The following is a 23,099-nucleotide window of genomic DNA, read 5'->3' on the forward strand; positions in this document are numbered from 1 at the left end:
GCGAGTTCAGTTAGCCACTGCTATGAAAACCTCAGAAATCCGCACAGCGTTCCTCGATTATTTCCAGTCCCAGGGCCACGAAGTGGTGGCCAGCAGTTCTCTGGTGCCGGGCAACGACCCGACCCTGCTGTTTACCAATGCCGGTATGGTGCAGTTCAAGGATGTATTTCTGGGGCGCGATCAGCGCCATTATTCCCGCGCCACCTCGTCACAGCGCTGTGTCCGCGCCGGCGGTAAGCACAATGACCTTGAAAACGTGGGCTATACCGCCCGCCATCACACGTTTTTTGAGATGCTGGGCAACTTTAGCTTCGGCGATTACTTCAAGCCCGACGCCATTCGCTTTGCCTGGCAATTTCTTACAGAGACCTTGGGCTTACCCAAGGAGAAGCTGTGGGTAACGGTATACCACGAGGATAAGGAAGCAGAGGCGATCTGGTTGCAGGAAATGGGTGTGGATCCTGATCGCTTTTCCCGCCTGGGTGAAGACAGCAACTTCTGGCAGATGGGTGACACCGGGCCCTGTGGCCCCTGTACTGAAATTTTCTACGATCACGGCGCCGATGTTTGGGGCGGCCCTCCCGGCAGTCCGGAGGAAGACGGCGACCGCTATATCGAGATCTGGAACCTGGTGTTCATGCAGTATGACCGCCAGGCGGATGGCACGCTGGAGCCGTTACCCAAGCCATCGGTGGATACCGGCATGGGGTTGGAACGCATCGCGGCGGTGATGCAGGGTGTGCACAGCAATTACGAAATCGACCTGTTTGCCAATCTGCTGAAGGCGGTGGCGCAGGTGGTTGGCAGCAGTGACTATGACAACAAGTCACTGCGTGTGATTGCCGATCATATTCGCTCCTGTGCATTTCTCATCACCGACGGCGTGCTTCCCTCCAATGAAGGGCGCGGTTATGTGCTGCGCCGCATCCTGCGGCGTGCTATTCGTCACGGCAATCAATTGGGCATGAAGGATTTGTTTTTCCATAAACTGGTGGCACCGCTGGTGGCTGAGATGGGGGATGCATACCCGGAACTGGCCAAGGCGCAGGCGCAGGTTGAGAAAGTGCTCAAGCTTGAGGAAGAACAGTTTGCCAAAACCCTGGAGCAGGGATTGCGTATTCTGGAGCAGGATCTGGCCGAGCTTAAGGGTACGGAAATTCCCGGTGATGTGGTGTTTAAGCTCTACGATACCTACGGGTTTCCGGCGGATCTAACCGCTGACATCGCGAGGGAGCGGGAGCTGACCATTGATCAGGCCGGTTTCGAAAAAGAAATGGAAGAGCAGAAAAAGCGCTCCAAGGAAGCGGGCAAATTCAAAGCCAATTATCATGATGGCCTGGCGGTGTCGAGCGCCAGTGAATTTATTGGCTATGATCAGATCAGCACGGAATCCACCGTCACCGAATTGTTCGTGGATGGTAAACCCGTGCAACGCATTGACGTCGGGCAGCAGGCCGTGATCGTGCTGGATAATACGCCGTTTTACGCCGAATCCGGTGGCCAGGTTGGGGACGTTGGTTTTATTCGCACACCGGCTGCGCAGTTTGAGGTGACGGATACCACCAGGGAGCGTGACGCCCATTTGCATCATGGCGTGTTAGAGCAGGGCGAACTGAACGTCGGTGATGCGGTTACCACCGAAATTGATAACACCCGCCGCCAGGCCATTCGACTTAATCACTCCGCCACCCATTTGATGCATGCTGCCTTGCGCAAAGTGTTGGGTGAGCATGTGGCGCAGAAAGGGTCGCTGGTAACAGCGGATCGTCTGCGTTTTGATTTTGCCCATCTGGAAGCCATGAAGCCCGAGGAGATCAAGGCCGTTGAACGCCTGGTCAACGAACAGATACGAGCCAATACCGATGTCACTACGGAGTTGATGAATATCGAAGACGCCAAAGCCAGGGGGGCCATGGCCTTGTTTGGCGAGAAGTACGATGACGAGGTGCGGGTTCTTTCCATGGGAACAGACCGTTTCTCCGTCGAGCTGTGCGGTGGCACCCATGCCGCCCGTACCGGTGATATCGGCGTGTTTCGCATTATTTCCGAGGCCGGTGTGGCCGCCGGGGTGCGTCGGATTGAGGCCGTTACCGGTGCCGGTGCATTGGCCTGGATGGATGAATCCGAGTTGGCGCTGAATCGAATCAGTGCTTTGGTCAGAGGTTCACGGGAGACCACTCTGGAAAAAGTGCAGCAGGTTCTGGAGCGGGTCAAGACTCTGGAAAAGGAGCTGGACAAGCAGAAGGCCAAGCTGGCCAGCAGTGCCGGTGATGATCTGCTGGGTCAGGCCACCGCAATAGCCGGTGTCAAAGTGCTCGCTGCTGTGGTGGACGGGGTGGAAGGAAAAGCCCTGCGTGACATGGTGGATAAGCTGAAAGACAAAATGGGGTCCGGCATTATTGTGCTGGGTGCCGGCGGTAAAAAAGCCAGCCTGGTGGCGGGTGTGACCCGGGATTTGACCGATAGGGTGAAAGCCGGTGACCTGGTGAACCATGTGGCGCAGCAGGTGGGCGGTAAAGGCGGCGGTCGACCGGATATGGCCATGGCCGGCGGCCCGGATGTGGTCAATTTACCCGCAGCCATACAGTCTGTTGAAGCCTGGTTGTCGGAAAAGCTCTGATTTGTACGAAATTTAGCCCGGCAGTACTTTTGTCTAACAACAAAAGGTATACAATACGGGCCTTTCGTTTGCTCTGCGGAACAGGTATCTTTTTCAGCCGCCAGCCCGGTCTGGAATCTATAACCCTTAATCCTTTCTAAGAAATATAGCAATGGCACTAATTGTTCAAAAATACGGTGGTACATCAGTGGGTACCATCGAGCGTATCCGGAATGTCGCCAAACGTGTTGAGCGATTTCGGGATGACGGCCATGACGTGGTGGTTGTGGTGTCGGCGATGAGCGGCGAAACCAACCGCTTGCTGGCCCTGGCCAATGAAATCACCCAGCAACCTTCACCCAGAGAGCTGGATGTTCTGGTGACCACCGGTGAGCAGGTTACCATCGCGCTGCTGAGCATGGCGTTGCAGAGCGACGGTTATGACGCGCGTTCTTATACCGGTGGCCAGGTACGTATTCTGACCGACGATGCCCATGGCAAAGCGCGTATCCAGGAAATCGATGCGGAGCGGATTCGTTCCGATCTGGCCCGGGGCCGGGTGGTTGTGGTTGCCGGTTTCCAGGGCGTGGATGAGCAGGGTAACATCACCACTTTGGGGCGAGGTGGATCGGATACCACCGGGGTGGCGCTGGCGGCGGCGTTAAAGGCGGATGAATGCCAGATTTACACCGATGTTGACGGCGTTTACACCACCGATCCCCGGGTGGTGAGCAACGCTCGGCGCCTGGACCAGATCACCTTTGAGGAAATGCTGGAAATGGCCAGTCAGGGCTCAAAGGTGTTGCAGATCCGGTCTGTGGAGTTTGCCGGCAAGTACAATGTACCACTCCGGGTGCTGTCCAGTTTTGCAGACGGCCCGGGCACGCTAATTACCGTTGATCAAGAGGATCCCATGGAACAACCAGTTATTTCGGGAATTGCATTTAACCGCGATGAAGCCAAGATCATTGTACGCGGTGTACCGGATATCCCGGGTGCGGCCTACCGAATTTTGGGCCCCGTGGGAGACGCCAATATAGAAGTGGACATGATCGTGCAAAACGTGGGTGCGGATAACACCACCGATTTCACTTTCACGGTCCACAAAAACGAAATGGAAAAGGCCACCAATGTGCTGAAGGGTATTGCTTCAGAGATTGGGGCCAAGGAAGTACAGTCAGATGCTTCCGTCGCCAAGGTGTCCATGGTTGGGGTGGGAATGCGTTCCCATGCCGGTGTGGCGAGCAGAATGTTCAAGGTACTGGCTGAAGAGTCCATCAATATTCAGATGATCTCTACATCTGAGATCAAGATATCGGTGGTAATCGAAGAAAAGTATCTGGAACTGGCAGTTCGGGCGCTTCACAATGGCTTCAATCTGGATAAAGATCCGCACGAAGCCACGTAAATTTTAAAACTAACCCAAATAAATCCCTTTGCAGTGCTACCAAAATTTAAAACCTGGTCAATAATTAGATTAGGTTTGGGTATGCGGAAGTGGATAAGACCGGATCAGCAGCCGGAATTGTCTGGGAGCAGTATTTACAGGAGAAGGACATGCTAATTTTGACTCGCCGTGTGGGCGAAACCTTGATGATCGGCGACGAAGTGACCGTTACCGTGCTGGGTGTAAAAGGCAATCAAGTGCGAATTGGTGTTAACGCCCCAAAAGAAGTGGCGGTGCACCGGGAAGAAATTTATCAGCGCATCCAGCGTGAGAAGACTTCAGACCACGACGACATGTAACATCTTGATAGCCTGGAAAAAAGCGATGCTGGCCATCGCTTTTTTTGCTTTTGCTGGTGATTAGGGTAATTTCTATCAAAATCAGCGATTTGGGCTAGGAATTTTGATAAAAAACGAGTAACATTTCGCGCACGTTTTGGAGAGGTGGCCGAGAGGCTGAAGGCGCTCCCCTGCTAAGGGAGTATACGGTTTATCCCGTATCGAGGGTTCGAATCCCTCCTTCTCCGCCATTATTCAGGGCGGCCCGGGCGAGCACCCGGGCCGCATCAAACCTGAATCGATGTAGACGTGTTAGCAGGTTGCAGTGTCGGGTGAATGCCCGCTAAGTTGATTAATTAGTTATCATTTTTGATTGACATAAAAAGCCTGTTACGTAGAATGCATCACCCACGCGCCCGTAGCTCAGCTGGATAGAGTACCTGGCTACGAACCAGGCGGTCGCACGTTCGAATCGTGCCGGGCGCGCCATATACCGAAAAGAGGCTGTAGCAATACAGCCTCTTTTTTTTAGCTGCGATTCCGCAGCTGTTCTTGTTTCTTCCCGCTATTTCCTACAGGCATGCTGCCAGTGCTATGCTGCAGTGACAGGCAGACTCATGGGTCATTGAAAGTGGCGTCGAAAGTCTGTGCTGCCATTGATTTTTCTGCCATTTTCAGCGCTTTCAGGCTATGTGGCGCAAGGGTGAAAAAGGGCGGGTTTTACGGCCCTTTTTGCCGGCTTCAGGTTGCTATGGGTAGGTATTAACGGTAAATTTGCGCAGTTTGTGGACCCAGGGTCCTGCCGGGTCGCTGCGCTTCAAACAGGGCGCCATGACCCGGGCGATCAAGCCACAGCATTAGGTGTAACCAAACACGAGGCGAGAATATGAGCAATTTGCTGTGGGAAGGTGTCAACCTGATGGCAATCGGAATGGGGGCGGTGTTTTCGTTCCTGGTGTTGCTGGTATTGGCTACCAGCGTCATGTCGTCATTGATTTCCAAATTTCTGCCAGAATCCGAACTTCCCTCAACACCCGCTCCAACCGTTCAGCAGCCGTCCCAGGCTAACGACGGTCCGTTGATGGCTGTTATCGCAGCCGCAATACACCGGCATCGTTCGCGCCACAAGTAGCGAATTGATTCCAGAGTTAAGCAGAAACCACAAAAAGGCCATTTCCCATGAGTCAGGCAAAAAAACCTTTAGGTATTACGGATGTCGTCCTGCGTGATGCGCATCAATCCCTGTTTGCAACCCGCATGCGCATTGATGACATGCTACCCATTGCTGAAAAACTGGATAAGGTGGGCTTCTGGTCTATTGAATCCTGGGGTGGCGCCACCTTCGATGCCTGTATTCGTTACTTGGGTGAAGACCCCTGGGAAAGAATTCGATTATTAAAGAAAGCGATGCCCAATACCCCCCAGCAGATGCTGCTGCGCGGGCAGAACCTGTTGGGCTACCGGCACTATGCTGATGATGTAGTGAGCAAGTTTGTTGAACGGGCGGCTGTCAATGGCGTGGATGTATTCCGTGTGTTCGATGCCATGAATGACCCCCGTAACCTGGAAACCGCCATCCAGGCGGTGCTCAAGCAGGGCAAGCATGCCCAGGGCACCATTTCCTACACAGTGAGCCCGGTTCACACCATCGATATGTGGGTGGACATGGCCAAGACCATTGAGGATATGGGCGCCAATTCAGTTTGCATCAAGGACATGGCCGGTTTGTTGAAACCCTACGTGGGGTTTGAGCTGGTGAGCCGCCTGAAGGAATCCCTGGATATTCCGGTGCACATGCAGTGCCACGCCACCACGGGCATGTCCACCGCTACGGCACTCAAGTGCGCCGAAGCGGGGATTGATAACGTGGATACGGCGATTTCGTCCATGAGTATGACCTATGGGCATTCTCCCACGGAAGCGGTGGTTGCCATTCTGGAAGGAACGGAGCGTGATACCGGTCTGGATATTCATTTACTGGAAGAGATAGCCGGCTATTTCCGTGAAGTCCGCAAGAAGTACGCGCAGTTTGAAGGCGCCTTGCGTGGTGTTGATTCCCGTATTCTGGTGGCCCAGGTACCAGGCGGAATGCTTACCAACATGGAAGGCCAGCTTAAAGAGCAGGGGGCCGGCGACAAGCTGGATGCAGTGCTGGCGGAGATTCCGCGGGTGCGGGAAGATCTGGGTTTTATCCCCCTGGTTACACCCACCTCCCAGATTGTGGGCACGCAGGCGGTACTGAATGTGCTGACCGGTGAACGCTACAAGAGCATCTCCAAAGAAACCGCCGGGGTTTTGAAAGGCGAGTATGGTGCCGCTCCCGCCCCATTCAATAAAGCGTTGCAGGAACGGGTGCTGGAAGGCAAAGAGGCCATTACCTGCCGCCCCGCTGATTTGCTTGAGCCTGAAATGGACAAGCTGACCACGGAGTTGAAAAAGATTGCCGGCGAAAAGAATATCCAGCTTGCTGCCGATGAAGTGGATGACGTGCTGACGTACGCATTGTTCCCGCAGATTGGTTTGAAGTTTCTTGATAACCGAAACAATCCGGCTGCATTTGAGCCTGTACCCACCGGGGCGGAGCCTGCCCCGGCAGCGGCGGCAACCCCTGCTACCCCAGCCACCGACAGCGGGGTGTACACCGTTACCGTCAATGGGCAGTCCTATGTGGTGCAGGTGACCGATGGCGGCGACATCAGCAATGTTGCAACGGCGTCATCAGCCCCGGCGGCACCGGCACCCGCGACCTCTGCTGGCGAACCCGTACCCGCGCCGTTGGCCGGAAATATCTTCAAGGTGAAGGTGTCCGTCGGGCAGCAGGTTCAAGAGGGGGATGTCATTGTGATCCTGGAAGCCATGAAAATGGAAACCGAAGTGCGGGCAGCCAAATCCGGAACGGTCACCTCCATTACAGTGAAAGAGGGTGATGCCGTGAAAGTGGGCGACACCTTGCTGTCCATCGGTTAATCGGGGCGTAAATCATGGATAACTTAGTAAAGCTTTGGCACAGCACCGGTATCTATCACCTGGAGATTGGCCAGGCTGTTATGATTCTGGTGGGCCTGGTGTTGCTTTGGCTGGCGATTAAAAAGGGCTTTGAGCCACTGTTGCTGGTGCCCATCGGGGTGGGTGGCATTCTGTCGAATATTCCGTTGGCCGGGATGGCGGACTCTGCCCTGGAGCATGCTCTGTATTACGGCGATGCTGCGTTGGTGGACAGTGTGAAGTCCATGCTCGGCCTGGCGGCGGATGCCACGGCCTCCCAGGTGAAAAATGCCTGGTATGGCGCTGAACCTGCGTTGCACGACCAGGTGAGCCATACGGTGAAAGCGGCAGGCCATGCGGACGGGATTCTCTATCTCATCTACAGTGTGGGTTTGACCACGGGTCTGTTTCCCCTGTTGATATTCATGGGGGTTGGTGCCATGACGGACTTTGGCCCGTTACTGGCAAATCCACGTACCCTGTTGTTGGGGGCTGCCGCCCAGTTCGGTATTTTTGCCGCCTTGTTGGGCGCGTTGGCGTTGACCAGCCTGGGGATTGGGATTGACTTCACCCTGGCTGATGCTGCCTCCATCGGTATCATCGGCGGTGCGGATGGCCCTACCGCCATTTACGTCACCAGTAAGCTGGCGCCGGATTTACTGGGGGCCATTGCAGTGGCGGCTTATTCTTACATGGCTCTGGTGCCTTTGATTCAGCCACCGATCATGCGCGCGCTGACAACAGAAGCCGAACGCAAAATCAAGATGGAGCAGTTGCGGGTTGTATCGTCGGCGGAGAAGATTATTTTCCCAATCTTGATTCTGGTGCTGGTGGCACTGCTGTTGCCTGATGCAGCGCCACTGCTGGGGATGTTCTGCTTTGGTAATCTGATGCGTGAGTGTGGCGTGGTGGATCGCCTGAGTGATACCGCTCAGAACGCACTGATCAACATTGTAACCATTGGGCTGGGCCTGTCGGTGGGCTCCAAGCTGAGCGCCTCTTCATTTCTGGTGGCCGAAACACTGGGGATTCTGGTGTTGGGTATGGCGGCCTTCTGTATTGGTACGGGGTGCGGCGTGCTGATGGCTAAATTGCTTAACAAGGTATCCAAGCAGGCCATTAACCCTCTGATCGGCTCTGCTGGTGTATCTGCTGTGCCTATGGCTGCGCGGGTATCCAATAAGGTTGGGCTGGAAGCGAATCCACAGAACTTCCTGTTAATGCACGCCATGGGCCCCAATGTGGCCGGTGTCATCGGCTCGGCGGTGGCGGCCGGTATTCTCTTGAACTACGTGGGCGGGTAATGCAACTGGGCGAGCGGACGGTCATTCCATAGGCTGTCCTGACGCAAAAAAGCCGGCTGGACTGCCGGCTTTTTTATTGCATCAGTAAAGACAGCGGATCAGGTTTTCACCAAGCGGAACCGCTGCGGATTCTTGCGCAGGTCTGCGGCTTTCTTGGCCCGGTTTTCGTCCACCACCGACCGCAACGACTCCGCCACTGCCCGTATGTCTTCACCCAGGGCTTCGGCAATAAACTCCGGCGAATGGCCGATCATAAACAGGCATTCGATCAGTTGGGGCTTGCATTCCGGTGGTACGTGAGCGAAGTCAAACAGGGCAATCTTGCGTCGGCATTGATGGGGTTCACGCCCATTCTGGGGCTCTTGGCGTAACGTGTACAAGGTTTGTGGGATCTCATAAAAAGCCAATAAATCAACAACTTGCTGGCCGCGAGCCTTGTTTAGAAATCGATCCTGTTGAATTTCTTCCAGTTCGATTAAAAGATCGGTTAGTTCGTAATCGATCATGGCACCCTCCAGTGGGAGATGGACGCAATCTTCCTGACTGCATCGACTATACACAAACGGCTAAGCTATCACACTTTTAGGAATTGTGAAGAGGTCATCAAGTAAACAATGCTAATTCGGTTTTGTCTTTTCAACCTTCTGCATGACAAATTCCTCTTCGTTCTGTGTTGACCCTTTTGTTCTGTTGTCTCCCGCCCTTAAACCCAGTGATTGCATGATATTGGCCATGCTGGGGTGGTCTGCCCCCTTGTTCATAAAGATCCACATGTAAATTACCCCATTGACCCCCAGCAGCAGTAAAAATGCAGTAGCCAGCGCCACGCTGCGCAAGGGGCTGCGACGACGGGGTTGGGGCGCTTTCTTCTGGATTTTGGTTTTGGTTTTCTCGTCTGCTTCGCTCTCGACCATGTGCAGGCATTTTTTTACTTCTTCGAAGGTCTGCACACGGACATTGCTCTCCAGGCAGAGCATGGCTTTGATGACCGTGCGCAAATGCTGTGGAATGTCCGCAAACGCCTCTCCGGGTTGCAGCAGGCCGCGTTTCCACTCCGGCAGTGAACCGGTGAGCAATTGATAGAAGATGACACCCGCTGCAAACACGTCGGCCTGTGGTGAGGCAGGCTCCCCTGGTGGCTTGTACCAGTTTTCTTCCAGCGCTTCTTCGTAGTGGGGCTCAAAGCCGAAATCCATCACCTTTACGGTGTTCATCTCGTCAAACAGGATGTTATGAGGGCGCAGGTTGCCGTGGACGATACGATTGCTGTGGGCAAAGATCAGGGCGTCACAAATCTGATCCGCCACCAGCATGAACTCATCCACGGACATGGAATGGGCCATTCTGCTCTGCAGGCTGCCGCCGGACAGGTATTCCAGGATGGTAATGAACAAGCGGTCATTGCGGCTTACTCCCCGCACGTTAATGATGTTGCGGTGTTTGATGCGGGATAGTATTTCCGATTCGTTATAACCTTTGAAATTACCCACGCGCTTTTTCAGCACCATCAGCGACTGATCTTCCCGGTTCTCATACAGGCAGACACTGCCATACGGGGTTTCCCGAATCACATCCAACAGACGGAACTTTTCTTTGGGATCTTTAAAGGTTTCCTGTGCCTGAGCTTTTTGCTCTTTCTTGAGGTGGGCCCCCTTCAGTGCTTTCAGTAACAGGGCCACCAGTTTGTCCGCGCTGGGGCGCCGGTCCGGATCGTCCGCCAGACAGGCCATGGTGATCTTGTCCAGGGAGGAAGGAATTTTGGCATTGAAATGGGAAGGGGCGGGGTAGCCTGCTTTCGGCAGTTTGCCGGCCAGCATCAGGTACATGATGACCCCCAGGGAATAAATATCACTGGCGGAACTGGTAAAGGCGGCTCCCCGCTTTTGCTCCGGGGCCATGTAGGCCGGTGTGCCCACGGTCATGCCTTCCTCGCGCACGCTGGAGACTTCCGTATCCTCCGAGAGCCGGGCGATGCCGAAATCCACCACCCTGGCGTTGCCCTCCCGGTCCAACAGGATATTGCCCGGCTTGATATCCCGGTGAATCACGTTGTTCTTGTGAGCGTAGCCCAAGGCTTTCGCTACCTGCATGATAATGCGGAGTTTGCGGCGATCCGAAAGCTTGTTGCTTTTCATTGCGTCCTTGAGGGTCAGGCCTTCCACGTAGTCCATGACAAAATAGGGCATTTCGTCGGAGGTCAGGCCACGATCAATGACGCGAATAATATGGGGGTGGTCCAGGCGAGCCACGATTCTGGATTCCCACTCAAACATCTCGTGGGCTTCCGGGGTACCGGACAGGGCGCCTTTCATGACTTTAATGGCAACCGGACGCCCCAGGGAGGTCTGAATGCCCCGGTACAGGACGGCCATGCCGCCCTCAGCGATTTTTTCCAGCTGCGAGAATCCTTCTAGTTCCATGCGCTAACGCTAAAACACTGATATAAAGTGATTAATTGATACAGTAAGCGTAGCCAGAATTCACCGGTTGTCACGCTCAGAGCCAGGCTTTGGCGCGTTCCAGTATCAGGTCACTGAGCATGGTAATGTGATCGGGGCGATCATTGAGACAGGGAATGTAGTGGTAGGCTTTGCCCCCCGCTTCCAGGAAAGTCACCTTGTTCTGCTCTTCTATTTCCTCCAGGGTCTCCAGGCAGTCCGCCGCGAAGGCCGGGCAGATCACATCCACGCGCTGAATGCTATCGTCGTTGCCCCATTGTTCCAGCAGTACATCGGTATAGGGTTTGACCCACTCTTCGCGACCGAAGCGGGATTGAAAGCTTTCCGACCATTGATCATCCGCCAGCCCCAAGCGGGAGGCGACAGCCGCGGCGGTTTTGCGGCACAGGCTGGGGTAGGGGTCCCCCGTGTCTTCGTAGCGCTGGGGAATGCCATGGAACGACAGCAGCAGGCGGTCTGGTTTACCGTGTTCGTCCCAGAATTCCTGAACACTGTTTGCCAGGGCTTGTAAATAATCTTCACGGGCCCAGTAGTCTCGTATGAAAATCAGTTCAGGAATGTCCGGGCAGGGCTTGAGGGCGTTGGCCAGTCCATCAAATACCGCGGCGGTGGTCGATGATGAATATTGCGGATACAACGGCAGTACGATGATACGCTCTACGGCGCTGGCCGCCAGTTTACGTCCAGCGGTGGTCAGGCTGGGCTCGCCGTAGCTCATGGCAAGCTGCACCGGAATGCGCTGCCCGGTGCTGTGTTCAAGCTGTGCCTGTAATGCGGCCTCTTGTTTACGGCTGATGCACATGAGGGGGGAACCCTCATCGGTCCAGATGGTCTGATACAGCCGGGCTACTTTAGCCGGCCGGAAGCGCAGTATGATGCCATGAAGAATCAACCACCAGAGCAGGCGTGGTACTCGTATCACCCGTGGATCGGAGAGAAACTGTGCCAGGTATTTTCGCACGCTGGCGGCATCCGGATTTTCCGGCGTTCCAAGATTCACCAGCATCACGCCAAACGGTGCTTTGATTTCACTAGACAAGATCGACCTCCTTGGTTGATCCCTGTATTGTAAGTCAATTATGCTTCTTTTCGAGAAGTGTTCGATGATTTCTAGCTATTGCTGAACAGGAGACAAACTATGGCATTCCCGAAGGTGGGAAATATGGCGCCAGCTTTCACTCTGGTGAACCAGAATGGAGATAAGGTCAGCCTGAAAGATTACAAAGGTAAAAAAAATGTTGTGCTTTATTTCTACCCCAAAGCCATGACGCCGGGCTGTATCACCCAGGCCTGTGGTATCCGGGATGCCAAAAAGGAGTTTGCCAAACTGGACACGGTGGTGCTGGGGGTGAGTCCGGATCCGGTGAAAAAGCTGCAGAGCTTTATGGAGAAGAAGGAGTTGAATTTTGATTTGCTGTCGGATGAAGACAAAACCATTGCCGAGAAGTACGGTGTCTGGGGGCTGAAAAAGTTTATGGGGCGCGAGTTTATGGGGATTCTGCGCACCACCTTCATCATCGGTAAGGATGGACGCCTCAAGCATGTCATGGACAAGGTGAAAACCAAGACGCATCATGACGATGTTATCGAGGTCCTGAAAACGCTCTGATGCATCATCTTACCTTTATCCGTCATCCCCGTTATGCCCAGGCTTTTGTGGATTATCTTAAAAGTCTGGGTGTGTCCGCTTCAGCGCAGATCCGGGACGATGGGGCCAATATCTTCATTGATCGCGACGAACAGGTAGCGCAGGCCCAGGAGGAATTACAGCGCTTTCTTGATGAACCCAATCATGAGCGTTACCGGCAGGCTTCCTGGTTGCTGGATGAAGATACCACGCAGGCAGAGAAGCTGTCTGGTTTGTATCGTGGATTAACCTTCTCGCGCATTATGCAACTGAGTGGCGTGGTCACAAAAACGGTTATAGTAATCAGTCTGGTGGTGTACCTGCTGACCGCGCAGGGTATGGATAGCGCCGCCCGGGCGCCGTTCATGTTTTTCAGCAGCCTGCGTAGCATTGCCAGCAGCGCTGAACTGTGGCGCTGGATTACACCGGCGTTTGTGCATTTTGGTATTTTCCATTTTCTGTTCAACATGAGTGCCTGGTGGGTCTTTGGCGGTATGGTGGAACGCACACAACGGTCGGTGCGGTTGTTTTCCCTGTTTCTGATCTGCGCGGTGATCTCCAATCTGGTGCAGTTTTTGTGGACCGGCAACCGGTTTGGTGGGCTGTCGGGTGTGGTGTACGGCGTGTTGGGGTATTTGTGGTTCTACGAACGTTTCAGCCCGGCACCGCCCTTTCGTTTACCCAAAGGGCTGATGGTGTTTATGTTGATCGCGCTGGCGTTGGGCTTTACCAATATCATGCCGATGGCCAATCAGGCTCACCTGAGTGGCTTGCTGACCGGTTGCTTTCTGGGTGGGTTATTGGCGCGGCTGGATAGGGTGCCTTCGAATTAGCGCATCAAGGCCACGGATTTCACCTGGGCATAAACCAACTTGTTTTTTTCGATACCCAGCAGTGCTTCCGATCGCCTGGTGATCTTCGAAAGAATAAACTGGCCGCCGATGTCCAGTTTGACCATCACCTGATAGGGGGTGGCACTGGGAAATATTTCCACCACCCTGGCGGGCAGAATGTTGCTGATGCTGGTTTGATCCTGCATCTGCAATGCCAGGCTAACATCCCGAGCCAGGATTCTGACCCGTACCGGATGGTCAACCGGCATGGGTTTGTAGGATACCAGCAGCTTCTGATTGAGGCCGGCGTTGTCGATGGCGACATAGGTGGCGTGGTAGGTTTCATCATGGGATGCTACCCGGCACTGTAAAACAGTGCTGGCTTCATCCAGTTTTGACAGGGGCAGATCAGAACGGGTTAGCAACGAATTCAAGTCACCCTGGGCCTGAATGCTGCCGTTTTCCATCAGTACCAGATGATCGGCCAGCCGCACCACTTCATCCGGAGCATGGCTGACATAAAGAATGGGCAGACTGGTTTCGTCATGCAACCGTTCCAGATAAGGCAATATTTCTTGCTTACTTTCAAGATCAAGCCCTGAAAGCGGCTCATCCATTAACAATAACGCGGGGCTGGTCAATAATGCACGGGCAATGGCCACGCGCTGGCGTTGGCCGCCGGAGAGCTGGTGCGGGTAACGTTGCAGAAAACCATCGATACCCAGCAGTGAAATCACCTCTTCAAAGCGCACAGTGCGTTGCGACGGGGCAATGCGCTTCCAACCATACTGTAGGTTTTTTCTGATGGAGAGATGAGAAAAGAGGCTCGCCTCCTGGAATACGTAACCAATGGGCCGTTGATGAGGAGCGAGAAAAGTGGTTTGGTTCTGCCACGGCTTTCCACTGACGATCAGTTTGGCATCGGTACTTTTTTCCAGCCCGGCGATACAGCGCAATAAGGTGGTTTTACCAGAACCGGACGGCCCGAACAGGGCCGTTATTCCTTGGGCCGGGAGCTGACTGTTTACCTGCAGGGTAAAATCATCCCGCTGTACCAGAAACTGAAACTCAATGGCGCTCATATGGGCTGCCACCGGCGTTTACTGTTAAGACGCTGCAGGAGCAGCAGCACGGTAAAGGAAAAGGCGATCAACCCGGCAGACAGCAGATGTGCCTTGGAGTATTCCAAGGCCTCCACATGATCATAGATGGCCACCGAAAGCACCCGTGTTTCGCCTTCTATGTTCCCTCCCAGCATCAGTACCACACCGAATTCTCCCACGGTATGTGCAAACGTCAGCACCATGGCGGTCAATAACCCCGGTTTAGCCTGTGGCAGAGCAATGGTAAAGAACCGGTCCAGTGGCGATGCCCTGAGTGTGGAAGCGGCTTCCATGGGGCGCTTGCCCAATTGCTCAAACGCACTTTGGATGGGTTGCACGGAAAACGGCAGTGAGTAAATCACGGAAGCAAACACCAGACCGGGGAAAGTAAACGGCAGCAGTCCGGCGCCCAGCCATTGGGTTATCTGCCCAACCAGCCCTTGGGGGCCCATCACCAGCAGAAGATAGAAGCCCAGCACGCTGGGGGGCAACACCAGGGGCATGGCCACCAGTGCGGCAATCATGCCTTTGCTGCGGCTGCTGGTGTTGGCCAGCCACCAGGCCAAAGGCGTGGCCAACAGGAGCAGGATGAACGTGGTCATCAGGGCCAGTTTTAAGGTCAACCAGATGGCTGGGCTGTTAACTGCAGTAAAGTCCATTGCATCTCGATCATTTGAGGGTACCTGCGACAATACTAATGCTTAGTGCGTACCGGAGAAAGGCCTGAAAGATCATGGGGATGCTTAAAATGGCCCGCCCTTCAGGATTCGAACCTGAGACCTTCCCCTTAGGAGGGGGACGCTCTATCCAGCTGAGCTAAGGGCGGTCTGTCAAGATTGGCGGGATTTTAACGGCTTACACCGGGTTAATCTACCCTAAAGGGGGTAAGTATCTGTTTCGGTGGGGATTGTCCAGGCCAAAAATCTGGCAATTTTGGTCAGTGACGCTCCATGTGGTGTCGCATACACTGATAAGTCGCTATAAGGTCTGCATGAGCGGATTTTTTGATAACAACAGAGGATAGGAATGGACATTCAACTGACTCCCAATGATGTTGCGTTTCGTGACGAAGTGCGCGCGTTCCTGAAAGAGAAGCTGTCCGATCGGTTCAAGCGTGCTGTGGTGGGTGGGTATATCGATAAAGATACCATCGTGCAATGGCAGAAAATTCTGTATGAAAAGGGCTGGATTGCCCCTAGCTGGCCAACCCAATACGGCGGTACCGGCTGGAGTATCACGCAGAAGTTTATTTTTGAAAATGAGTGCGCGGAAGCCGGTGCGCCCACACTGGTGCCATTTGGCCTGAAAATGGTGGGCCCGGTGATTTACACCTTTGGCAATGAAGAGCAGAAGGCACGCTTTTTACCGGATATCCTGCAAAGTAACGTTTGGTGGTGTCAGGGCTATTCTGAGCCCGGTGCCGGCTCGGATTTGGCCGCACTGCAGACCAGAGCCGAGCGTGATGGCGATGACTATATTGTGAATGGTCAGAAAATCTGGACCACTTATGCCCAGCATTCGGATTGGATTTTCTGCCTGGTGCGCACCGATGGCAATGCCAAAAAGCAGGAGGGCATCTCTTTCCTGTTGATTGACATGAACACACCGGGAATCGAAGTTCGTAAAATTGACTCCATTGATAATCAGCATTCTTTGAATGAAGTATTTTTCGACAACGTCAAGGTTCCTGTGGCCAACCGTATCGGTGAAGAAAACAAAGGCTGGACCTACGCGAAATATCTGCTTACCCACGAGCGTACCGCCATTGCCGGAGTTCCACAGTCGAAAAGAGCAATTGAACGATTGAAGCAAATTGCAGCTCAGGAGATTTCCGCTGGTAAACCGCTGATTGAAGATGAGATGTTTTGTGCCAAACTGGCCCGGATTGAAGTGGACCTGATGGCATTGGAATACACTGAGTTGCGTGCCATTGCCAGCGTGGCCGATGGCGGTGCCCCCGGGCCGGAATCCTCCATACTGAAGATCAGAGGCACGGAAATACAACAGGCGGTTGCCGAACTGTCGGTTGAAGCCTGTGGCTACTACGCACATGCCCTGGGGCAGGGCGTGGGTAACGACTACGCAGCGCCGATTTCCACCAAATACCTGTACGGCAGAGCAGCCACCATTTATGGCGGCTCTAATGAAGTGCAGAAAAATATCATCGCGAAAATGGTGTTGGGATTATAGGTGGAACCATGAATTTTAATTACAGCGAAGAACAGACATTACTGAAAGACAGTGTGAGCCGGTTCATTCAGAACGATTACGATTATGAAACCCGAAAAAAGCACTGCGCGATGGACGGTGGCTTTGATGCTGCCACCTGGCAGACCTTTGCCGAGCTGGGATGGTTGTGTGTGCCGTTTTCCGAAGAAGATGGTGGTATTGGCGGCGGTGCCGTTGAAACCATGATCATGATGGAGGAATTTGGCAAAGGCCTGGTGGTTGAGCCCTATGTTTCCACTGTACTGATTGCCGGTGGCCTATTGGCCAAGGTGGGCAATGCAGAGCAGAAAAGCGAGATTCTGGCCGGCATTATTGATGGCAGCCGCAAGCTCGCGCTGGCGGCGGTGGAACCGCAATCCCGATTTGACTTATTCGACGTGCAAACCACTGCCACCAGCAGCGCAGAGGGTTACCAACTCAATGGCGCCAAAGCCATGGTCTTGCATGGCGGCAGTGCAGACACCTTTATTGTTTCGGCCCGTACTGCCGGCGATTCCCGTGATCGCGAAGGTGTATCCCTGTTCCTGGTACCGGCCGACAGCGATGGTATTGAACGGCAGGACTTTCCCACATTGGATGGACATCGTGCGGCCGAGCTGACCTTGAGCAACGTTAAAGTGCCTGCTGCTGCGTTGCTGGGAACGGATGGCGCGGCAGTGCCGGCATTGGAAAGTATTGCGGATGAAGCCGCGGTGGCGTTGGCCGCGGAAGCGGTGGGTATGATGGAAAAGCTGTACAGGGAAACCGTTGAGTACAGTCAGAACCGTAAGCAGTTCGGGGTTCCGATTTCGGCTTTTCAGGCGCTACAACATCGCATGGTGGACATGTTTACCCTGCATGAAGAGTGCAAATCACTGCTATTAAGAGCGGTGATGAGCCACAAGGCCGGGGATGCCGATTTCAGCAAAAACGTGTCGGCGTTGAAGTACGCAGTGGCTGTGAAGGGCCAGAAAGTGGCCCATGAAGCCATACAGATATTTGGCGGCATGGGAATGACCGACGAAATGAGCGTGGGTATGTACCTGAAACGCATCAATGTAATCAATACCCTTTTTGGTAATGGGGATTATCACCTGAAGCGTTTTATATCCTTGTCTGTGTAACGAAACGACATTTCGTCCGTCATAAAACCCGTGGTGCTGACTGTAGGCCACGGGTTTTTTGTTTTAAGATGGGCAATGCCGCAGCAGGGAATATCAGAATGATTGACACCAGACCACTACTATTTCGCTCCACTACCGATTTTCCGCCGGTGCAACGGGGGAATCTGGAAATTCTACAGGTCAATCTGGGTTACCGCTGCAATCTCAGTTGTACGCACTGTCATGTCAATGCCGGGCCCAAGCGCACGGAAGAGATGTCCTGGCATACTGCTCAGCAAGTGTTGGAAGTGGTGCGTAAACGCCGGCCCGCAGTGCTGGATATGACCGGTGGCGCGCCTGAGTTGAATGCTCATTTCAGGTGGTTGGTAGAGCAGTCCCGGGCAGAAGGGGTGGAGGTGATTGATCGCTGTAACCTGACGATTCTGCAGGAGCCCGGGCAGGAAAGCCTGGCGGATTTTCTGGCGGCCCAGGGGGTTCGGGTTGTGGCGTCACTGCCTTGTTACAGTGAGCAGAATGTTGACTCCCAGCGGGGCAAGGGGGTGTTCGAAGGCTCGATTGAAGGCTTGAAAACATTGAATGCCCTGGGCTACGGCAGGCAGGGCAGTGGGCTGATTCTGGATCTGGTCTACAATCCCGGCGGTGCGTTTTTACCACCATCACAACAGGCTCTGGAGCAGCAGTACAAGGAAAGGCTTGCCGCAGAGTTTGATATTCAGTTCAACAGCTTGTTAACCCTCGCCAACATGCCCATCAGTCGTTTTGGCAGCATGCTGGTCTCCAAAGGTCAATTCGAAGAGTATATGGGATTGCTACGCAGTAGCTTCAATGCGGGTAACCTCACGGGCTTGATGTGCCGCAACACCATTAGTGTGGATTGGCAGGGATATTTATACGATTGCGACTTCAACCAAATGTTGAATATACCATTGCAGCACCGCGGCGGTGGTCGGCATCTGACCGATTTACTCCAGGCTGATCTCAGCGGTAATCCGGTGGTGGTGGCTGACCATTGCTTTGGCTGTACTGCAGGTCAGGGCAGTAGTTGTGGCGGGGCCCTGGACTGATAGGCCATGTCGGAAAGCTGCCTGGGTACGGTTGTTGTTCCCGTATTAAATGAAGCGCAGGGCTTGGAATACTGGCTTGCGGATTTGTTGGTAAAGTTGGAAAACCGCTGGCAGGTGGTGGTATGTGACGGCGGCAGTGTTGACAACACCCGGGCACTGTTGGCGCGCTTTCCTGTCACTGTTGTGGTTTCGGAATCCGGTCGCGCGCGGCAGATGAATGCCGGCGCTGCTGTGTCCGCAGGTCCTTTGTTGGTTTTTTTACACGCGGACACCTGGCTGCCGGAGTCATTCAATCTTCAGATGCAACAATTTCTGTCGGGGCATGGGCTCTGGGGGCGTTTTAATGTTGCCCTCGATCATCCCGGCCGGGCGTACTCCGTGATTTCCTGGTTTATCAACCGACGCTCGGCGCTGACTGGCGTGTGCACCGGCGACCAAACATTGTTTATGCGGGCGGAATTTTTCCATCAGCTGCAAGGCTTCACTGATTATCCGCTGATGGAGGATGTGGATTTCTCTTTGCGAGCCCGTAAGTTTCAGGCACCGGTTTGTTTTAAGGGCCCCGTCATAACGTCGGCACGCCGTTGGACGAAACACGGAGTGGTGCGAACCGTCTTGTTGATGTGGTGGTTGCGCCTGGCCTTTCGGGTGGGTGTCAGTCCGCAGCGGCTGCATCAGTGGTATTACGGATAGGGTTATGTTGTTACAGATATTTGCCAAGGCCCCGGTCATCGGCCAGGTGAAAACCCGGATTGCGAAAACACATGGCGAAGCCTTTGCACTGCAGCTGCATCGGCGTTTGTGTGAGCACATGATCGCCATGGCGTTGCAGTCGAATGTGGGCGCCGTGGAAGTGTGGACCACGGATGCCCGGGCCTTGGGGTATTTCGAAGCTTTGGGCGTGGACTGTTGTCTGCAGCAGGGACAGAACCTGGGAACCCGCATGGACTTTGCATTGCGCCATGGCCTGGCCCGTCATGATCGGGTGGTGATCGTCGGCGCCGATGCGGCATCCATCGATGCCGGTTATGTGCAGGCTGCGTTTACGGCCCTGCAACAATCGACGGTGGTCGTGGGGCCGGCCAGTGATGGTGGTTATGTGCTGGTGGGGGCCACCCAGCCGGTGCCGTTTCTGTTTCGGGATATGCCCTGGGGTACCCCTGAGGTAATGGGGCTGACCCTGGAGCGTTTGCTGGCAGGTGGTTGTGATTTCCATGTGTTGGCTGAGCGTTGGGATATCGACACAGCTCATGATTTGCGGCGGCATTTGCCTCAATGGCTGCCCCCCGGAGGCGGCAACCACTGATTAGCTGAGCTGGCGTTGTTTGCGTTGTAGCTCGGTCAGATACCGGTTCAGGGCCCGCTGAGTATTGCCATCCAGGTTCTCAAAATGAACACCCAGGTAGGAAACTCTCAGGTCAGGATCGTATTGCCAGTGCATCAGGCGCGCGCCGCACACAATGGGGTGGCCGTCACTGAGCACCAAATGACAGGAACTGTAGGTTTCCCCCCGCACCGGCTTGGGGGTGACCAGGCCTTCGATTCGCACCCGCATACCACTGGCCGACAGGTCCGCCAACGTACCGGTGATGGCTGCGTGCTCGGCGTGGGTCAGGGTGACTTTAATGGGGTGGGCCTGACTCAGCTTCACGCGGAAGGCATCCCGCAGTTGAATCTGTTCTATGCCCTTAGGAAACCTGAAAAGATGACGGACGCCCTCAGGTGTGGATTGGGTTTGCAGGTGCACAGCGTTAAACTGGTGGCGCACACCGTGGTGGGTTAACGAGAATTGAACCGTAATCCCTTCGCTTAATAACGGGTTTGGATCGCTGGGGTGGAACTCATCGGTTACGAACAGCTGGCCCGCTTCATCCACCGACACGATGCCCGTGCTGAGCTTGGCAATCTTGCGCTGCCCGGCATTCATGATCATGGCTGTCATCAGGTGATTCTGATCCTGATACAGGGTCAGTAAGCTTCCGATTTCGTTGCGATCGTGTTTGATGTTCTTGGGAGAGCCGTCTTTCGGTTTGTCTTCATGACCGAACAGCTTATCCAGCAAACCGTGGATCATACCGCTTCCAGTACTCTGAATTGATACCTTAAATGTATTTTAGCAGAACCCTGATTAACTGCCCGGGCTTTTAAAATCAGGCAGTTGCCAGCATACGGTGGGCCGCCTCCAGATTCTTGCGGCCATTGGATTGGTACACGGACACCTGATTTGCCGTGCCTTTTATGATGGACATCAGGCGTTCCATGGAATGCTGCGAGTGGGCCAGAATTTTACCGTTGATCCGGTTGAGGCGGGCACAGGTATTCATGGCGTCGGACAGGTTTTGCCAACTGGTTTCGAAACGCTCCTGCCAGGTTTTGGGAATTTGACGGACGAAAACCTCGAATCCGCTCTTGTCCAGTTGCAGCCCCATGTCAGCCATTACCTGACGGCGAATACAGTCGGCCTGATCCAGTTCCATCAAAAGCTGGGTCTTGCGGGACAGTACTGCCGGATGGGCAGCGTATTGCCGCTGCTCGAGGATAGACTTTTCCTCTTGCAAGATTGCTTTCAGTGACTGGGCCAGTTTGAAATCCTGTTCGATTGCCTGTAACAACTGCTGTGCGGCCTTAGGGGAAATCTGGTTAGACATACATTTTCCTCAACCATGGTGACATATGGTTAGGGAGTAGCAATTAGCGTGCCTGAGTTTGGTTAATTATCAATTGATCGGGGGGGCTGACTGAGTGTTGACTGAACGGGAAGGGAATGGGAGGGCGATGGGTTCCGGGCTTAGAACTGAGCATCGCTCTCCAGCATTTTGCGGGCAACGGATTGGGCGTCTACTTTGTAGCTGCCATCAGCAAGCGCAGCACGTAATGCCTCAACCTTTTCCTGGTTAACCGGTGCATCTGATCCCAGCTGTTGGCTAAGCCGGTTAAGCGCCTGCGCTTCGGCACTGATTTTGACGGTCTCGCCAGATTGACTGGTATTGGTCTGGTCGGACTTTTTGGCATCAGCATTGGCATCGGATACCGTCTGGCCGGACCTGGCCTTATTGGTATTCGTTTGATTGCTGTTTAAGCCATTGATTTCCATAGCCATTATCTTACGCCTTCACTTGAATACTGCGTTCTTACCTTGGTTATCGGCGGTAAGCCCTGCAACTTTAGCTAATTTAGACACAATTTTATCGAATGTGCCACCCAGTATATCGGCCGTTCACAGGCTCACTTTAATCAGTCCCGGGGCAGTAATACGCCCTTCCACCACTTTGTTGGAGTTGGTGTTCTTGACCCGGATCAGTTCACCGTAGGCACCATCTTCCATGGCTTTACCACTGGCCCGGATACTGATCCCCGGGCCTTCGGCGATGATCATGACCTTTTCGCCGCGATTGACCATTTTCGCGGGGTCCACCAGCGCCGGACTCATGATCTGTTCGGCTGGAATGGGGCGGCGTGCCACAAAGCCTTCCAGCTCTGTCATGGACTTGAAATAGCCCGTGTACAACAAAGAAACGTCGGCCAACTCCAAGCGCAGATCCGAGGTGGTGAGGTGGGTGCCCTTGGCAATGGGCATGTCGGAAACCACCACCTGATCAAAGGCTTGCACCTGTACCGGGACATGAATTGCCCAGCTGTCGGCACCATCACAGCTGATCTTGAAGGTGAGTCTGCCTGCTGTGCGGTTGCGGGGGCGATGTTTCAGGTGCAGAGGTTCGCTGCAACTGGCCAACCGTAAACGGGAGTCGATAGGCTGAATCTGAACCTTGATTTCCTGGTAGTTGCCATCCTGAATTTCACTGATGTAAAGGTTGATGGCTTCATCGATCTGCTCTTGAATGTTGCCGCTTGCGGCCTGGGTAGTGGTGATGCTCAGCAGCCCCAAAAGCCCTATGACGAGCCCCTGACGAATACAAAACATAATTTGTTCTCGCTGACTGTTCATTTATCCAATTTGACCTATTCTGAATGAATGGTGAGTAAAAACAGTCAAGTGCCGCCATTTTGACGGATTGGCTGTTAGTGTGAATCAAGCAAAGGTTATGCCGTAAAACGGTTAGCGCGGAG

General features: G+C 54.0%; 22 protein-coding genes and 3 tRNA genes. 15 read left to right on the plus strand and 10 right to left on the minus strand.

Going from position 1 to position 23,099, the window contains the following annotated elements; all coding sequences use genetic code 11:
* Positions 1-22: 22 nt before the first annotated feature.
* The 8 genes from alaS (at position 23) to D9N13_RS15515 (ending at position 8,613) form a co-directional block, all read left to right on the plus strand.
* Positions 23-2,620 carry an alanine--tRNA ligase gene (gene alaS, locus D9N13_RS15480; protein ID WP_290591933.1) on the plus strand — a complete coding sequence of 866 codons (2,598 nt, stop codon included), beginning with the start codon at positions 23-25 and terminating at the stop codon, positions 2,618-2,620.
* A 151-nt stretch (positions 2,621-2,771) separates the two neighbouring features.
* Positions 2,772-4,007 (plus strand): aspartate kinase, encoded by a 1,236-nt coding sequence (locus D9N13_RS15485; RefSeq protein WP_290591935.1) that lies wholly within the window; start codon positions 2,772-2,774, stop codon positions 4,005-4,007.
* A gap of 149 nt (positions 4,008-4,156) precedes the next feature.
* Positions 4,157-4,345, plus strand: coding sequence for a carbon storage regulator CsrA (gene csrA / locus D9N13_RS15490; RefSeq protein ID WP_290591937.1), 189 nt, complete (start codon positions 4,157-4,159; stop codon positions 4,343-4,345).
* A gap of 138 nt (positions 4,346-4,483) precedes the next feature.
* Positions 4,484-4,575, plus strand: a tRNA-Ser gene (locus D9N13_RS15495).
* A 161-nt stretch (positions 4,576-4,736) separates the two neighbouring features.
* A tRNA-Arg gene (locus tag D9N13_RS15500) sits at positions 4,737-4,813 on the plus strand.
* A 397-nt stretch (positions 4,814-5,210) separates the two neighbouring features.
* Positions 5,211-5,456: an OadG family protein gene (locus tag D9N13_RS15505; protein WP_290591939.1), complete on the plus strand. Its 246-nt coding sequence runs from the start codon at positions 5,211-5,213 to the stop codon at positions 5,454-5,456.
* Positions 5,457-5,503: 47 nt separating this feature from the next.
* Positions 5,504-7,291: a sodium-extruding oxaloacetate decarboxylase subunit alpha gene (oadA, locus tag D9N13_RS15510; RefSeq protein WP_290591941.1), complete on the plus strand. Its 1,788-nt coding sequence runs from the start codon at positions 5,504-5,506 to the stop codon at positions 7,289-7,291.
* 14 nt (positions 7,292-7,305) lie between these two features.
* Complete coding sequence (locus D9N13_RS15515; protein ID WP_290591943.1) at positions 7,306-8,613, plus strand: sodium ion-translocating decarboxylase subunit beta; 1,308 nt, start codon at positions 7,306-7,308, stop codon at positions 8,611-8,613.
* Between the two features lie 98 nt (positions 8,614-8,711).
* Here the strand turns inward: D9N13_RS15515 and D9N13_RS15520 are convergent, their stop codons facing one another.
* The 3 genes from D9N13_RS15520 to hemH all read right to left on the minus strand — a co-directional run bounded on the left by D9N13_RS15520 (position 8,712) and on the right by hemH (position 12,111).
* Positions 8,712-9,119: a hypothetical protein gene (locus D9N13_RS15520; RefSeq protein ID WP_290591945.1), complete on the minus strand. Its 408-nt coding sequence runs from the start codon at positions 9,117-9,119 to the stop codon at positions 8,712-8,714.
* Positions 9,120-9,230: 111 nt separating this feature from the next.
* On the minus strand, positions 9,231-11,033 hold the full coding sequence (locus D9N13_RS15525; RefSeq protein ID WP_290591947.1) for a serine/threonine protein kinase: 1,803 nt from the start codon (positions 11,031-11,033) through the stop codon (positions 9,231-9,233).
* Between the two features lie 76 nt (positions 11,034-11,109).
* Positions 11,110-12,111: a ferrochelatase gene (gene hemH, locus D9N13_RS15530; RefSeq protein ID WP_290591949.1), complete on the minus strand. Its 1,002-nt coding sequence runs from the start codon at positions 12,109-12,111 to the stop codon at positions 11,110-11,112.
* Between the two features lie 99 nt (positions 12,112-12,210).
* Here hemH and bcp point away from each other — a divergent pair, with 99 nt between their 5' ends.
* Together bcp and glpG are read left to right on the plus strand one after the other, a co-directional pair.
* A complete protein-coding gene (bcp, locus tag D9N13_RS15535; RefSeq protein WP_290591951.1) occupies positions 12,211-12,681 on the plus strand; it encodes a thioredoxin-dependent thiol peroxidase in 471 nt (156 codons plus the stop codon).
* A complete protein-coding gene (gene glpG, locus D9N13_RS15540) occupies positions 12,681-13,532 on the plus strand; it encodes a rhomboid family intramembrane serine protease GlpG (protein WP_290591953.1) in 852 nt (283 codons plus the stop codon). The genes bcp and glpG overlap by 1 nt, the downstream gene beginning before the upstream one ends.
* Here the strand turns inward: glpG and modC are convergent.
* From modC to D9N13_RS15555, 3 genes are all read right to left on the minus strand, one after another.
* A complete protein-coding gene (gene modC, locus D9N13_RS15545) occupies positions 13,529-14,614 on the minus strand; it encodes a molybdenum ABC transporter ATP-binding protein (RefSeq protein WP_290591955.1) in 1,086 nt (361 codons plus the stop codon). The genes glpG and modC overlap by 4 nt on opposite strands.
* On the minus strand, positions 14,611-15,294 hold the full coding sequence (modB, locus tag D9N13_RS15550; protein WP_290591956.1) for a molybdate ABC transporter permease subunit: 684 nt from the start codon (positions 15,292-15,294) through the stop codon (positions 14,611-14,613). The genes modC and modB overlap by 4 nt, the downstream gene beginning before the upstream one ends.
* Before the next feature lie 90 nt (positions 15,295-15,384).
* Positions 15,385-15,461 (minus strand) — tRNA-Arg (locus D9N13_RS15555).
* Positions 15,462-15,661: 200 nt separating this feature from the next.
* On the opposite strand from D9N13_RS15555, the gene D9N13_RS15560 reads away from it, so the two are divergent.
* The 5 genes from D9N13_RS15560 to D9N13_RS15580 all read left to right on the plus strand — a co-directional run bounded on the left by D9N13_RS15560 (position 15,662) and on the right by D9N13_RS15580 (position 20,337).
* Entirely contained in the window at positions 15,662-16,825 is a 1,164-nt protein-coding gene (locus D9N13_RS15560; protein WP_290591958.1) for an acyl-CoA dehydrogenase family protein, read from the plus strand.
* An 8-nt stretch (positions 16,826-16,833) separates the two neighbouring features.
* Positions 16,834-17,967 carry an acyl-CoA dehydrogenase family protein gene (locus D9N13_RS15565; RefSeq protein ID WP_290591960.1) on the plus strand — a complete coding sequence of 378 codons (1,134 nt, stop codon included), beginning with the start codon at positions 16,834-16,836 and terminating at the stop codon, positions 17,965-17,967.
* 98 nt (positions 17,968-18,065) lie between these two features.
* Positions 18,066-19,031, plus strand: a complete 966-nt coding sequence (arsS, locus tag D9N13_RS15570) for an arsenosugar biosynthesis radical SAM (seleno)protein ArsS (protein WP_290591962.1) — start codon at positions 18,066-18,068, stop codon at positions 19,029-19,031.
* A gap of 6 nt (positions 19,032-19,037) precedes the next feature.
* Positions 19,038-19,724, plus strand: coding sequence for a TIGR04283 family arsenosugar biosynthesis glycosyltransferase (locus D9N13_RS15575; protein ID WP_290591964.1), 687 nt, complete (start codon positions 19,038-19,040; stop codon positions 19,722-19,724).
* A gap of 4 nt (positions 19,725-19,728) precedes the next feature.
* Entirely contained in the window at positions 19,729-20,337 is a 609-nt protein-coding gene (locus D9N13_RS15580) for a TIGR04282 family arsenosugar biosynthesis glycosyltransferase (RefSeq protein ID WP_290591965.1), read from the plus strand.
* On the opposite strand, the gene D9N13_RS15585 is transcribed toward D9N13_RS15580, so the two are convergent.
* From D9N13_RS15585 to flgA, 4 genes are all read right to left on the minus strand, one after another.
* Positions 20,338-21,105: a flagellar brake protein gene (locus D9N13_RS15585; RefSeq protein ID WP_290591967.1), complete on the minus strand. Its 768-nt coding sequence runs from the start codon at positions 21,103-21,105 to the stop codon at positions 20,338-20,340.
* A gap of 76 nt (positions 21,106-21,181) precedes the next feature.
* The gene (locus tag D9N13_RS15590) at positions 21,182-21,679 is read right to left on the minus strand and encodes a flagella synthesis protein FlgN (RefSeq protein WP_290591969.1); all 498 of its coding nucleotides are present in this window, start codon (positions 21,677-21,679) and stop codon (positions 21,182-21,184) included.
* Positions 21,680-21,819: 140 nt separating this feature from the next.
* Positions 21,820-22,131 carry a flagellar biosynthesis anti-sigma factor FlgM gene (flgM, locus tag D9N13_RS15595; protein WP_290591971.1) on the minus strand — a complete coding sequence of 104 codons (312 nt, stop codon included), beginning with the start codon at positions 22,129-22,131 and terminating at the stop codon, positions 21,820-21,822.
* Positions 22,132-22,248: 117 nt separating this feature from the next.
* Positions 22,249-22,977, minus strand: coding sequence for a flagellar basal body P-ring formation chaperone FlgA (gene flgA / locus D9N13_RS15600; RefSeq protein ID WP_290591972.1), 729 nt, complete (start codon positions 22,975-22,977; stop codon positions 22,249-22,251).
* Positions 22,978-23,099 lie beyond the last annotated feature (122 nt).

The organism is Ketobacter sp. GenoA1 (assembly GCF_003671475.1).
Classification (GTDB): domain Bacteria; phylum Pseudomonadota; class Gammaproteobacteria; order Pseudomonadales; family Ketobacteraceae; genus Ketobacter.